Consider the following 14,427-nt stretch of genomic DNA (forward strand, 5'->3'; position numbering starts at 1 on the left):
AAAAAACTATTGATTAACTCGTAGTGCATTTAGAAAATGAAAGATAACTAACTGAAACATAATGCATATTTACATTGTCATCCTGAGTAAAACGAAGGATCTGGATTGATATACACAGATTTTTCACTTCGTTCAAAATGACAAAACGGGTATAAATCTTATAATAAATAAGTTAACGCCAAAGCCTTTAATACTCTACGGGTATTGATTAGTCCTTTAAAAGCAGTTTTGCAACTTCCAGATCGAAAGGAGTGGTTATTTTGATATTCGTAGTTTCGCCTTTCACCAAATGCACAGCTATGCCAATGGACTCTACTACGGAGGCATCATCCGTGAAAACCGACGTATACTCTTGCCGATATGCTTCTTTCAATATATTTGCAGAGAACACCTGTGGCGTTTGCACAAGCCTTATTTTGCTGCGGTCTATAATTTTGCTGTGTGTGCCATCTGTCATCTCCCTCAGGCTGTCTGTGGCTTCTATTGCGGGGACTACGGCTTTCAGTGAGTCGATATTCTCGAAACACCGTTCTATCAAATCGTTCGACACGAAAGGACGGGCAGCATCATGCACGGCTACAACGTCACTCGTTACCAAACTTAAACCGTTTTTTACCGAATGATAGCGCGTTTCGCCTCCTTGGGTCATTTGATGGGGAATACTGAACTGATATTCCTCGCATAGTTTTTGCCAATAGTCATAATAGTCGGGGGATAGAACCAATACGATATCGACCTGGGAATCGTAGTTGTAGAATGCTTCCATTGTGCGCATTAGCACAGGTTTGCCTCCTATGGGTATAAACTGTTTCGGCAGATCGTGCCCCATGCGCAGCCCTTTTCCTCCTGCTACTATTATAACTGACTTCGTTTGTGGCATTTGAACAGTTGTTTTTTTTAGTTCTTTTTTCTTCTCAGGTCTTTACCTTCAAATTCGCAAATAGCCTTTACCCATTCGTCTTTCAAAGGGTTTGTTTGCCGTTCTATCAAATCGTAAGCGACCATAGTGGAGCGGCCAACACATTTTTCTTCGTTCGTATCCATATCAATGATTCGCTGAGTAAGGTCAAAACTCTTTGTGCCGATACCTGTTACTGCCGTTTGCACAGCTATGTTGTCCGTACTGTAAATCTGAGCTTTGAAAGTTACTTCGATATGTACAACTACAATCGCATCTGCTTTCCAATTCACATTGGGACAGACAGTTCTGATGTAATCGGTTTTTGCTGTATCATAAAAATTAAGATAAACCGAGTTGTTGACATGCCCAAATTGATCCATATCGTTGAAGCGTATTTGAAGTGGCAAGGAATGGTTGTATACTATTTCGTCTTCTTCCATAAATTGATAAAGTTTATATTGAATGATATTGTATGTGGCTTATTTTTTAGTCGATTACGTTGAGTATTGTTTTAAATTCGACCTGTTTTTCAACTACTGATTCGCATTATTCAGAAAGAACGGGAAGAATAAAACAAACGATTTTTAGATATTTTTTTTCTTTATCGAAGACGGTTTTTGTCTTGGTTTTGCCTTCGCACCCGATTTATTCGCTGCCACCTTTTGTTTTCCGACCCTTAGTCCGCTAGCCGGTTTACCTTTGGTTCTAGGCTTTGGTTTACCTGTCGGAGTTTCAGTTTGTGCAGCAGTCGTTTGGTTGGTTTTATTCGACTTTTTAGTAGATTTCGAAACACTGTTGGCCTTGCGATAATCCTTTTTCAGATCGGCTTTTTCAAGAGCTTTATTAAAACTCTTATTGCTGTTCATCTCTTTTTTCGATGGCGCTATCTTTTCCGAATCTTCGAGCATATCAAACAATCCTTCCAGTTCCGATTCAGTAAGATTTCGCCAGTTTCCTTGCCCAAGGTTGCCCAGTTTAATATTCATTATCTGAATGCGCTCCAATTTGACTACTTCGTAGTCGAAATACTCACACATGCGCCTGATTTGCCTGTTCAAGCCTTGAATGAGCGAAATTTGAAACATGTAGGGGTTTATCTCCACAATTTCACACTTGCGGGTGACTCTGTCCAGAATAGGCACACCGTGAGCCATGCGGGTTAAGAACTCTTTTGTTATAGGTTTATTCACCTTCACCAGGTAATCTTTTTTGTGATTGTTGCCTGCCCTTAATATTTTATTTACAATATCTCCGTCATTAGTCAACAGGATTAATCCTTGCGAATCCTTATCCAAACGTCCTATGGGAAATATACGTTGCTCGTGCCTGATAAAATTGGTAATGCTATCCTTCTCCTGAGGGTCGGTAGTGCTCACAATACCAACAGGCTTGTTGAAAGCAATGTATACAGGCTCTATGCTATTCACAATAAGCTCTCCGTTTACTTTCACCTTTTGCCCGGGAAGAACACGCATCCCCACCGACGCCCGTTTTCCATTCACTGTTACCCGTCCTTCTTCAATAAAGCGGTCAGCCTCACGGCGTGAGCAAAATCCCGAACTGCTGATATATTTGTTTAGCCTGTATTCCATTTATTCTGTGTTTTATAAAAAGCCACAATGACTTTTTTTTTGCCGGAGCAAAGATATTACATTCATTTCTGATTATGCCTTAAATAGCCTCAAAAATTCTTCTTTATAACTGGGCGAGATTTCTATTTCCGTCTCATCAGACAACACAACATATCCTCCCGAACTTTTGTGATACGATTTCACGTAATCGCAGTTGATAATGTGCGATTTATGCACACGTACAAAAGGATAAGGTAGTATTTCGGCAAAATGCTTGAGAAAACGGCAAACCATTTTCTTGCTTTTGTTGGTGAGGTAGATATCCGTAAAATTGCCGTTTCCCTGCAAACGGAGAATTTCTTCCATTTTCACCACCTCAAAACCTTCGAGAGTTGGCAAAATGACTTGCTGCTTTTCGGGGCGTGATTCCTTGAAATTTTCTACAAGTACCCTGTTTCTGTTAAATATTTCTTTGTTGATAATATGTTGCTGCACTTTGTTGACTGCCAGAATCAGATCTTCTATGCTTACGGGTTTCAGCAAATAATATGCTGCACTCTGGTTAAGTGCCCGAAGCGAATATTCGGAAAAAGCCGTAACAAAAATGGTTTCGAAATAAAGGTCTTTACACCCCTCCAAAACATCGAAAGCGTTGCCGAATGGCATTTCCACATCCAGAAAAACCAATTCGGGTTCCAGCTCATGCAGAAGGGGGATGGCTTCCTGACAGTTGTGTGCTTCACCGATTACTGTTACCTGTGGGCAGTATTTTGACAGATAGTTTTTCAGCACCTCTCTGGCTGCCGGTTCGTCTTCAACTATAACGCTTTTTATTTGGTACATATCTTTTTGTAGTTACGAGTTACGAGTTACGAGTTACAAGTTACGGGTTACAAGTTACGAGTTACAAGTTACGCGTAAACGAGTTGGAAGTTATTCATATTTTTACGTTTTACCTAGAGCAATTTTTTGTTCAAGAAAGGAAAACTGAACATCACAATCACCCCTGTTTCGTCTGCTGTTTTATCTTTTATTTCCATAAAGATATCTATGTTGTAAAGGCTATTCAGCAGGCTTATCCGTTCTTGCGTATTGGTCAGTCCTCTCGATTTGTGTTCCCGTTGGTGTTTTGTTTTCAGTTCATTACTCCTTTTTATGCCGATTCCATTATCTTCTATGATTACAGAAAGTTTGTTCCCATCGTTTTTCACAGTGAGGGTAAGCAAGCCATTTGCCTCGGAATATCGCAGACCATGCCAAACGGCATTCTCCAACTGTGGCTGGATAAGCATGTTAGGGATGGAAACAGCATCAGTGTCCAAATCTTTATCTATATTGATCTCATACCTGAACTTATCGTGAAAACGCATATACTCCAATTCGAGATATTCTTTCAACTGCTCTATTTCGGCAGACAGGGGTATAAAATCTTTGTTAGAATTTTCCATCACATTGCGCATGAGCTTGGAATAGGACGAGAGATATTTGTTAGCCTCCAACTCGTTGTTTTGTGCAATAAACTGGTTTACACTGTTCAGGCTGTTGAAAATGAAATGAGGGTTCATCTCTCTGCGCAACGATTGCAACGCTATTCGCTTGTTCTTCTTCTTTATCGAATACAAGGCTTTCGCTATGAAAAACAGAAAAACAAGGACAAAAAGAATGAATCCCGACAATACATAATTGAATATGTTTTGCTTCTTTATCAACTCGTCTTTCAGCACTTTTTCTTTTTCCAATTGTGTAATCCTGCCTTCCTGAATCTGAAAGGCTTTCGTGTCAATCAGTGTGCTGTCGGCTTGTATCATCGTTTCCAGATTATCCATAAATCCGGCATAGGCATCAAGAGCCTTTTGAGTATTTTTTTCTTCCCGGTATTGCTCTGTCAATTGTTTCAATACGTTTTTTGCTTCAATGGTGCGCCCCGTATTCATTGCCAAATCGTATGCCTGCTCCAGCAAATCAATACTTTTCGATCTATCTTCGGCTTCAAGGTAATTGGACGACAAAGCCTGTAATTGCTCAATTTCGACTTTTACATCTTTCGTTTTCTTTGCTTCTTCAACCAGATTTTCATTGATCTCGATGGCCTTATCCAGTTGATTGTCGGCTACATATACGTTGGCAATTTCGCGTTGTATTTCGAAAGCGGCTTCGGGTTCATCCATCAGAGCATCTTCAAGGTTCGATATGGCTTCTTCTTTATTGCCTTGTTGCACATTAATCTGAGCCATCTGCTGATGAGCCTGCGACCGTTCTTTTCGCTGAGCAGAGGAATTCATCAAACCGATATTACTCTGAATGTTCATCGCTTGCACTTCAAGATTGGCGGGAGCACTCAACCGGTTGGCGTCGTTCGAGTTTATAGCCTGTATATCTTTTTTCGCTGAAATTTTGCTGGCAGAAGAATAGCTGGTTATGGCTTCACTTATTTTGCCCTGAGCCTCCTGCACTTTAGCAATCTCACGGTCGACAGCCGCAATCTTTTCCCTGTTGTTTTGCTTTACGTACAGGCTTTTGGCTCTCTTGAAATAATCTTCGGCTTTTGCATAGTCCTTTTTCTTGACAAGCTCCTTTGCCATATTCTCATAGTCCTGTGCGATGTCTTTATCCGACTTATTTCTCTCAAGCGATTCAGATAGCCTCGACGCATTGGAGTTTATAGTGGTTTGCCCAAAAGTTGTACCGCTTATGGAGAATAGGATTAATAATATGGTGAATAGTTTTTTCACTTTCTTAGCTATTAGTTTTCTTTTTTGTCATCCTGAGTGAAACGAAAGATCTGTTTTTATTGCCGCGTCTCTTGCTGAGACTTTTGAAATTGAACGTATTTCGGGTGGAGTAGAACCCCACCCCTACACCTCTCCCTAACCCTCTCCAAAAGAGAGGGAATAAACTCCTACTTCTTGTTCTCCGGAGTTTGTAACCCAAAAGAACAGACAATATTATCACACTGACTTCTTCGGAATGTAAAGTAAATAATTTTTGAACATTTTCGCATCATGTTTCACCAACCGAAAGAGACGATTCACCCATTTTGCCCGATTTCCTATTTTTCAACTACTTACATTTGAACTATAATTTAAATAACACAATACAAATATTTATGAAAAAACTAACCTCAATCATTCTTCTTACTTTGGCATGTTTCCCGCTGATTGCTCAATACGGAATAAGCGCAGGATCGTTGCAATATACACGCGACTATACAAGCAATAATGCGAATCTGCCTGAGTGTGGGGCATCATCTTCATGCCACTACAATTACAATAAAAAGAAATCTTTATCTATGCCAAATCCCGAATCATTTATTGTGGAGGATTTTATGAATTATCATGTTCATGATATTGACATTCCACAAAACAAGGATGTGGCTCTGAGCATAGATTATGACAACTCTTTGTTGGACAGTAATGGCGAATTTATTGTTCAAGTGGGTTTGGCAACACAACCCGCCAATCTGCGAAGCGAAAAGCAAAACAGGTTAAATGTGTCGTTGGTGGTTGATGTGAGTGGCTCCATGAACGGAATGAAAATAGTGAATGCACGGGAAGCACTCTCCAGATTTGTAGAGTCTATGAACGAGGGCGATTATTTATCTATCGTGACATTCAACAGTTCGGCTAAAGTTGTTTTGCCTGCAACACGAATATCGAACAATAAAAAAGGTATACAGAAAAAGATCAAGCATATCGGGGTAGAAGGCTACACAAACCTGAATGCAGGCATGGTGCTGGGATATAAAGAGGCAATGAAAAATCATTCGAACAGAGTAAACTCCAGAGTTATTCTGCTTACGGATGGAATGACCAATAGAGGAGAAACAAATTTGGACCGGATTATAGCAAATTCGTCGCAGTATAATACGAAAGGTATTGATATATCTACCATAGGAGTTGGGCAGTCGCTAGATTTCATGCTGTTGCGGGAATTGGCAGACAAAGGTCGGGGCACTAACTACTTTATCGGGGAAAACGAAGAAGATATGTATAAAGTATTTAATGACGAACTTGAGGCGATGATGTATAACATCGGGAAAAGGCCAACCTTGAAAATAAATTTACCAAGTGGTTGCGAGGTTACAAAATTCTATGGATACAATCCGAAATACAATCGAGACAATTCTATTTCGATAGATATAAGCAATCTGGGTGCAAGCTCAACAAGAATATTCCTGATGAAGGTGAAAAGCAAGACCGAAGGAAACGGAGTTATTTCGGCTAGTTTGAAGTACGACAAAAAAGGAGAGATCGTCAGCCTTGAAAAATCGGTAAAGCATAAATCGGATATAGACAAAACAAACGATGAAATAGAAAAGAATTTTGATATTGCCTTTATGGCTCAGAACATGAAAGATGCTGCCTTGGCTTGTAAACAAAGCAATTATTCGAAGTCGGAAAGGATATTGAATAACACTAAAACCTGGATGCAGGATTCACCTTACACCGAAGATGAAGATTTCAGAAGAGTATATGATATTCTATCTCAATATGTTCCGGAGAAAGAGGCACGGAGTATATCTGCACGAAGATATATTATGGAATAATCGAAAATATTGACTCATATAGTTAGAAACTTATAAAAACGAAATACAATGAAAAAGATTTTATTACTAAGCACCATTTTGTTGATGTCTATGACAACAATCAGCAGTTGTAACAGAACAGCATCGGCAAACGAAGAAAAGACAGTGGAAGTTTCAGCACCGACACCTGACGAAGTGGATGCCGCTCCGGCTGTGACAAAGATACAGGTTGCCATTTTGCTCGATACTTCGGGCAGTATGAATGGTTTGATTGAGCAGGCAAAAGCCCGTTTGTGGAACATTGTGAACACATTAACCACTCTGAAATATAAAGGAAGAACACCCAAAATTGAGATTGCCCTTTACGAGTATGGCAGCAGCAGAAGATTTGACGGAGATTATATTCGCCAGATAACGCCGCTCACTACTGATTTGGACAAAATTTCGGAAGAATTGTTCTCCCTCACCACTGGCGGAAGCGAAGAGTATTGCGGAACGGTGATAAGCAAGGCTACCAAAGACTTGGAATGGGGAAACAATGAGGCTGATATGAAACTGATATACATTGCCGGGAATGAAATCTTTGAGCAAGGGCGTATATCTTACAAAAATGCAATACCGGAAGCATTGAGAAAAAACATCTATGTGAACACAATTCATTGCGGAAACGAATCGACCGGAATCCGTGACCTGTGGCGTGATGCAGCGAACAGAGGGAAGGGCAAATTCTTTAATATAGATCATAACGAGCGGGTACGTCATTATGTAACCCCTTACGACGATCGCATCAGCAGTTGCAATGCACGCCTGAATGATACCTATATCAGTTATGGAAGTTCCGGCTATGCAAGACAACAAATGCAGATGAGACAAGATGAAAATGCAAAATCAGTGTCGTCGTCCAATTTGGCGGAAAGAGCAGTGAGCAAATCAAAGTCGGTTTATAGCAACAGCGAATGGGACTTGGTTGATAAACTTTCGGAAGACAGCAACGCCCTAGCCGAAGTTGAACAAGAATATCTGCCTTCGGAATTGCAAGGCAAATCGAATAAAGAAATAGAAAAAGTGATAGCTGAAAAACAAAAAGAACGTGAAGCTATTCAGAAAGAAATAAATGATCTGGCGAAGAAACGTCAGGAATACATTGATGCGGAAATGAAAAAAGGAAATAGCGGTGACGATTTAGGCAAAGCCATCGCGGAATCCATTACAGAGTTTGCCAACAAAAAAGGATATACGATAGACAAAAACTAACCGAACAAAAGACGACCTTGTTTGCAAATAGCTTCCTACGAGGTTTTCGAAAACATACATATTCAGTCAAAACCCACATGTGTGATTCAAAAAATGCGCAAATTGGTGGACTAAAACAAAAAAGCAACCATGTAAAATCAGATGGTTGCTTTTGCGTATGTCGGGATGAGACGACTCGAACGTCCGACCTCCACGTCCCGAACGTGGCGCGCTACCAACTGTGCTACATCCCGATAATTTGATGAGTGCAAAGTTAAATCTATTTCTAATTTTTTACAATAGTTTTCAATGAAAAAAAGAAATGTTATGAGAAAAATGTGGGACTGTCCCCTAAAAAAGCTTTTCTGCAAAAGAGGTATTCCTGAGAAAGTTCTTTGCCTGTATTACAATAGCGTTGAGCTGGATGAAGTTCATCACAGCTCAACACTAATTTCATCAATACGTTAGATGTGAACCCTTATTGTTTCACTTCCACCCACATTCCTTGGGTTCGACCTTGTTCTTCGGGTTTATACATTGCTTCGCATGCAACTGCGGGCAAATAGAACCGTCCGCAATAGGCGGCTTGTAGCCTGATCTTTACGGATGTTGAATATCCTTTGTTCAGGTTGAAATAAGAATAAACCCTGTCGTCTCTGATATCCTGATAATTCAGGGAAGATGCTTGCTCCGAGCCGTTGCTCATCAAACGTTCGTTAAATATTTCCCATCCTGATGCAAATACCTGACTCAACACCAAGTCTGTGAGGTATTCACCCGAAACATTCTGAATTACGACATTTGCAAAAAACTCCGTGCCTTGCTTCAAGGATGTAACATCAATCTCTTTTCCGCTCACATCAACATATTTCACATACAACTTGATTCCTTCATCCATCATTGGTGGATTTTTATCTTCAAATGGTTGTGTGAATCCTACCAGACGGACAAACAATTCTCCCTGCCCCTTATTGGTGAAATTGATGTTGATCTTTTCCTGTGGTTTGAGCGTAATGTTCTGGAATAACAACCCTTCGTTTGTCGCTTTTTGAGGAACCCCGTTAAGCGTCCATTCGTAATCCATGTTTCCGCTACCCATTTTTTCGGCCAATTTGGACATGGCAACCAACCCGAAGGCCGCCGTTTGAGTGGAAACATATCCTGAACTCAGTTTCTCCGAGAGTTTACGAGCCAGGCCAAGCGCCTTATCCGTTTTGCCCAATAGCAAGTATGTTTCCATGATCATGGCACGGTCACGATCCGAGTCTCCATAGGTATTGTTACTGCTAACATAAGGGTTAACCGTGTCGGAAGTATTGAGTATTAACTGGCTGGCAGCATCTTTTTTCCCTGCAACAGCATAAGCCGCAGCAAGTCTCCACCGTGCTTGCACGGAGAGGGTTTTCATCTCTTTCAGACGGTTCATCGCTCCCAGTTCGGGCGATCCGGCAAGAGCAAGGGTATACAGGCGGTATGCTTGCTGTAAATCGCTCATGGAATAGGTGTAGTAAGATTTATACAGGTCGCCTTTGTTCCAGGTTTGCGCTGTTTTCTTCTGGAATTGTATCCATTTCGAGATTACCGATTCGGGAACATTATAACCCTGCTTTTGCGCTTCGATCAGGAAGTGCCCGGCATAGGTTGTTACCCATTCGGTCGGATACCTGTTTCCCGGCCAGTAGGCGATGCCTCCGTCGCTCAATTGGCGTGAACCTATAATCTTGATGGCTTCGTTTATGGTTGCCCTCATCCGTGTATTCTGATCGTCTGTAAATTTAGTAAATGCACTTGCATACAACGCCGGGAATGCCCTTGAGGTAACTTGTTCCGAACATCCGTGAGGATATCCCATCAAATATTCCAGATTACGGCTCAAGTCGACCGACGGCATACGTGAAACTTCCATCCTCACCCAGTCTTTGGGCTGTGGCGAGTCCATTTCTATCTTCAACTCCTGCGAAGTGTTGGGCGAAACAAGAGCCTGCGAACTCAATAATACGGGTGGATTAGGATTGCGGATTTCTATATCAATGCTTTCCGTTGATACTTCGCCTCCGCTTGTTGCTTTTATACTTATCTTCTCGTATCCTGTTTTCTTGGCAGCTTTCAGTTTGAAATAGACAATCTGGTCGCCTTTTTCGGCAAAAGTTATGGTCTTAGATGTTCCGTCAACCGGTTGAAGAAGTCCTGTCGATTGAATGTTTACAGTAACATTCTTTATATTATCTTTTGTTACAAATACATTCACCGGCAATAAGATATCCTCATCGGGTCCTGCCACACGTGGTAGTGTGGAAAGAATCATCAATGGATTGTTCACCGCAACAGCTTTCTCTGCATTTCCGTACGCACCTTCTTCCGATCCGGCAACTACCATCACACGGACAGAACCGATATAATTGGGCAATTTTATTTTATGGCTCTTGGTTTCTCCTGCTTTCATTGTGAATGGACCCAAAAACTCTACCACAGGCTTGAACCTGTTGAACTGATTATTCGTTCCCTTCAGTGTCTCGTCTCCTCCAATGCTTAGTAGAGGCCCCATTCGTCCGGCTTTGGCTCCTACCACCATGTCGAACATATCCCATGTGCGGACTCCAAGAGCCTGACGGGCATAAAAATCGTTCCATGCGTTAGGTGTGCGGAATGATGTGAGGTCGAGCAGGCCTTCATCCACAATAGCCAGAGTATAAGTCATTTTTTTCTTGTTACTTTCCGATACTGAAACCGTAAATTCTTTCTCAGGACGTAGTTCATCCGGCATGGAAATGACCGGGCGTAGAATCGTGTTTCTATTTTCCACGTTAATGTTCAGTACTCCGTACATACGTATCGGGGAATCGTTCACCGTTTGCTCGTGAGGTTGCAACAGTGTAGCAAAGACATAGAAGTTGGGAGCCATGTCTTCGGTCACGGTGAATGTGTATTTCGTATCTTCCTGACTGCTGGTGTTTACCCACCTTTTTACCATTACCTTCGATCCGTTCTCGATACTTATCAATACCCGTCCATCCGAACTTTTCGGGATGATAACAGTAGCTTGTTCCCCTGCATTGTAAGTTTTTTTATCTGTTGAAAATGAGAGCATCGTCATACCTTCGGGGTTTTTCCTGTCGGAACGTCCGCGATAGGCAGGCCAATCAACATAAACTGTTTTTCCTGCGATATGCCCGCTCTTCATGTCTTTCACCATTATCAGGTAGCGTCCATATTCAGGATATTCTATTTTGAAATCTACACGAACCTTTCCTCCTTTTGTTGCAACATCCTGATTCAATATTACTTTAGTGGAGGTGTTGTTGACATAAGACGAGAGGTCTTCCGAATTGGAATTCCACCACCACGACCAGCCTACTTTGTAAACTTTTACATTTATCTTGCTATGGTTCACAAGTTTGCCCTCCCCGTTGAGTGTAACAATGTCAATAGGATTGTTTGTATCTGTTTCCAACCACGAATATTCGTCCTCGTCAGGAGTTTTCAATCCTACATACGACGAATATGGCGAGTAGTCTACGGTTTGAGTATAGAAACTGGCATCACCTCCCGATTCGAATATACGGGAAACGATATTCGCCCTCAACATACCCGGTGCATTTCCCGCAGGAGGAAGTTTTGCGGTGAATGTGGCGTTTCCTTCGCTATCAACTTTTCCGTCGAAAAGCGTGTAAGTGTCTGACGAAAATTTATTTGCGGGATTGTTGAAGGTATATTGTTCATATCCTTTAAACGGACTGTAGGCAGGGCGGAGCGACATCTCCACATTCGCTTTCAGATTGGAGGCAGGCGCACCGTGCAGCCATTGAGACGAAAGACTGGTAACGAACGATCCTTTACTGGCATCTATCATCTCACCTACATTCAATCTCACTTTCAGCCGGTTGGGTTTTACTGTTTCCACTCTCACCGTTTTCTGGAAAGATACTCCTCCAACTTTCACCACCGCACTCCAGCTTCCCGTTTCGGAACTTGCGTCTGTGGCAAGGTGGAACGGATAGAATCCGTCAACGCCCACGTTTTGAACCACTTTCTGATATAATTGTCCTCTAGGTGTATAGAATTCGAGCAAGACAGGGTGGTTTTTAGGTAAGGTCTTCTCTTTATCTTCAAGTATGAATGTCAGGTAGATAGAATCGCCCGGACGCCACACGCCACGTTCGCCGTAGATGTAACCTTTAAGTCCTTTCTGTATTTGCTTGCCACCTACGTCGAAGTTGCTGAGCGACAACGACAGGTTGGATGTAACTTTCAGATATCCCTTTTCTTTATCTTTAGATACAACCACCGCAAAAGGAACACCTCCTTTGTATTCGATATCGGCAAAACCGTCGCCATTTGTTTTTCCACTGCCTATGCGTTGCATCTGGAAGTTGTAGACATCAACCGTTGCTCCCGAAACGGGAATGGTGGACAGAATATTAGAAACAGCAACCTGTATCTTCTTATCCGAACCCATTTTGGCTATGATGCCCAGATTGGAAGCCATGACGATGCAATTGCTCCGCTTGTTGGCATAATAACTGTCTTTGCATGGGTCTTCGGCTTCGTCCCAGTTGTAGCCGTCGTACCAATAGCTGTCGTAGTAATACGAACGAGGGATGTCCCACTCTTTAGTATCTTCGTCTGTCAGGTCTTCAAATTTCTCCAGACTTGCATCATCGGGAATCTGAGGTATTACACCCTCGCAGGGATAAAGCGAATACTCCTTCTTTATCGAGAACTGAACACGATAAATGGCTCCGGGGTCTTGTTTTATCATTTTGGCAAGATCGAGGTTAAATGTGTTCCATTCGTTCAAGCGCATGCTAGGGTCTTTATCCAAACGGACACGCGTTTTCTTGATCAGTCGCCCAAAACGCCTTAGTTCGTCACTCTCGCCAAAATTATTCGTTTGCAGATAGCCTAAAATATTATTTTCGAATATCTTAACCACCGTCACATCTACCGCCCACAGGTTGATTGCACGGAAAGGAATGGTGAGGCTGTTGGCATTGGGCAGAATGTTTCCACCGTTAAGAATTTCCACATTCGGCTTATTCTGAGCCAACGAAAACTGATAGCTGTAATCTTGTTTAAGCGGCTTGTTGTCCTGATTTTTCAGCTCCTTGAATATTTTTACATTTACGGACGTATTGTTCTGGTTAGATTCGAGGAAAAGTTTCAGCACATTCTTCTTGACATTATACGAATAATTGCTCACTCCCGTCAAATTTACTAATCCCTGTATGTTCTGGTTTGGTGATAATGGATCGCTGAAAGTTATTCGCACGCATTGTTGCGGGTCATACACCACCTGCGCGTCAATGATGGAAAAATTACCTTGACTTAATCCCGGAATCACAATATTCAGGGTGGTATCTCTCTCTGCTGCCACAGGCGAACCTTTTACATTCAAAGTGTAGGTTGTGTTTTCATCGTAACGTTTCAGGCTGTCGATGCTGAAAGCGTATTGAGCCTTCACTTCCGTAGGAGTAACTTTTATTCTTCCGGTGTTTGATCCTCCCGAAACGGAAAACATCTGCTCCACTTTACTGATGTCCGCTTCATCGGCAAGTTTCAATGTTCCTTGCACCGTATTCCATGTAAGGTCATTATCTTTTGTTGGCGAATAGGGGAATACCTCGACATTGAAATTTTGTCCGGGCACCTTAAAGAAAAAGTTGAAGTTTTTGAAATCCTTATCCACCTTCATCACTTTTTCCAGTTTGAATGTAGCTTCATATTCCTGCCCGTATTTCAATTCTCCGGCTTCAGGCACAAATTTTATGGTTCGGGTGCTTGTCCAATATGCCTTACCCTTTATTGAGGGAGAAAACTCGAACAAGTCTGCATCAACTTCCTTGTCTAGCTCTACGGCAGGCATATCTTGTGTCAGCTCTATCTGGATGCTCGAAGTTGAAGATATATTGCCATAAGTGAATGCCGCTATATAACGGGCAAACTCAGGGTTTATATCGCGTGATACTTGTTTCTTACAAGAATTTGTTACAAAAAATGAAAGCAGTAATGATACGAAAATCATTGCTTTGGTGTGATTGTGCCTGCACATATTATTATATTTTATTACGTTTTATTTGTCTGTTTACTTCAATTCTTCTAAAGTAACAGCACAATTTGTTTCATTAGAGTAATGTAAAGAAGTCATATTGACTTTTTAATTATAATTATTTCAGGGTTTTGTCATATTGAACGTAAGT

General features: G+C 41.6%; 8 protein-coding genes and 1 tRNA gene. 2 read left to right on the forward strand and 7 right to left on the reverse strand.

What is annotated here, in order from left to right:
* Positions 1 to 208: 208 nt before the first annotated feature.
* The 5 genes from D0T56_RS01845 to D0T56_RS16870 form a co-directional block, all read right to left on the reverse strand.
* Complete coding sequence (locus tag D0T56_RS01845; protein WP_163318442.1) at positions 209 to 880, reverse strand: 2-C-methyl-D-erythritol 4-phosphate cytidylyltransferase; 672 nt, start codon at positions 878 to 880, stop codon at positions 209 to 211.
* Between the two features lie 17 nt (positions 881 to 897).
* Positions 898 to 1,341, reverse strand: coding sequence for a thioesterase family protein (locus D0T56_RS01850; RefSeq protein WP_163318443.1), 444 nt, complete (start codon positions 1,339 to 1,341; stop codon positions 898 to 900).
* 144 nt (positions 1,342 to 1,485) lie between these two features.
* Positions 1,486 to 2,493: a 23S rRNA pseudouridine(2604) synthase RluF gene (gene rluF / locus D0T56_RS01855; protein WP_163318444.1), complete on the reverse strand. Its 1,008-nt coding sequence runs from the start codon at positions 2,491 to 2,493 to the stop codon at positions 1,486 to 1,488.
* Positions 2,494 to 2,565: 72 nt separating this feature from the next.
* On the reverse strand, positions 2,566 to 3,315 hold the full coding sequence (locus tag D0T56_RS01860; protein ID WP_163318445.1) for a LytTR family DNA-binding domain-containing protein: 750 nt from the start codon (positions 3,313 to 3,315) through the stop codon (positions 2,566 to 2,568).
* Between the two features lie 113 nt (positions 3,316 to 3,428).
* Complete coding sequence (locus D0T56_RS16870) at positions 3,429 to 5,204, reverse strand: histidine kinase (protein ID WP_370458777.1); 1,776 nt, start codon at positions 5,202 to 5,204, stop codon at positions 3,429 to 3,431.
* A 374-nt stretch (positions 5,205 to 5,578) separates the two neighbouring features.
* On the opposite strand from D0T56_RS16870, the gene D0T56_RS01870 reads away from it, so the two are divergent.
* Both D0T56_RS01870 and D0T56_RS01875 read left to right on the forward strand, forming a co-directional pair.
* Positions 5,579 to 7,018 carry a VWA domain-containing protein gene (locus tag D0T56_RS01870; protein WP_163318446.1) on the forward strand — a complete coding sequence of 480 codons (1,440 nt, stop codon included), beginning with the start codon at positions 5,579 to 5,581 and terminating at the stop codon, positions 7,016 to 7,018.
* A gap of 48 nt (positions 7,019 to 7,066) precedes the next feature.
* The gene (locus tag D0T56_RS01875; protein WP_163318447.1) at positions 7,067 to 8,251 is read left to right on the forward strand and encodes a VWA domain-containing protein; all 1,185 of its coding nucleotides are present in this window, start codon (positions 7,067 to 7,069) and stop codon (positions 8,249 to 8,251) included.
* Positions 8,252 to 8,411: 160 nt separating this feature from the next.
* Here the strand turns inward: D0T56_RS01875 and D0T56_RS01880 are convergent.
* Positions 8,412 to 8,484, reverse strand: a tRNA-Pro gene (locus D0T56_RS01880).
* 224 nt (positions 8,485 to 8,708) lie between these two features.
* The gene (locus D0T56_RS01885; RefSeq protein WP_163318448.1) at positions 8,709 to 14,279 is read right to left on the reverse strand and encodes an alpha-2-macroglobulin; all 5,571 of its coding nucleotides are present in this window, start codon (positions 14,277 to 14,279) and stop codon (positions 8,709 to 8,711) included.
* Between the last annotated feature and the right edge of the window lie 148 nt (positions 14,280 to 14,427).

It is taken from the genome of Dysgonomonas sp. 520, assembly GCF_010501095.1.
GTDB lineage: Bacteria > Bacteroidota > Bacteroidia > Bacteroidales > Dysgonomonadaceae > QVMP01.

What these genes read in the sequence shown, in the direction of transcription:
- D0T56_RS01850 (WP_163318443.1), bottom strand. Translation starts at nt 1,341, where the DNA reads ATGGAAGAAGACGAAATAGTATACAACCATTCCTTGCCACTTCAAATA.
- D0T56_RS01870 (WP_163318446.1), top strand. Translation starts at nt 5,579, where the DNA reads ATGAAAAAACTAACCTCAATCATTCTTCTTACTTTGGCATGTTTCCCG.
- D0T56_RS01860 (WP_163318445.1), bottom strand. Translation starts at nt 3,315, where the DNA reads ATGTACCAAATAAAAAGCGTTATAGTTGAAGACGAACCGGCAGCCAGA.
- D0T56_RS01875 (WP_163318447.1), top strand. Translation starts at nt 7,067, where the DNA reads ATGAAAAAGATTTTATTACTAAGCACCATTTTGTTGATGTCTATGACA.
- D0T56_RS01885 (WP_163318448.1), bottom strand. Translation starts at nt 14,279, where the DNA reads ATGTGCAGGCACAATCACACCAAAGCAATGATTTTCGTATCATTACTG.
- rluF (WP_163318444.1), bottom strand. Translation starts at nt 2,493, where the DNA reads ATGGAATACAGGCTAAACAAATATATCAGCAGTTCGGGATTTTGCTCA.
- D0T56_RS01845 (WP_163318442.1), bottom strand. Translation starts at nt 880, where the DNA reads ATGCCACAAACGAAGTCAGTTATAATAGTAGCAGGAGGAAAAGGGCTG.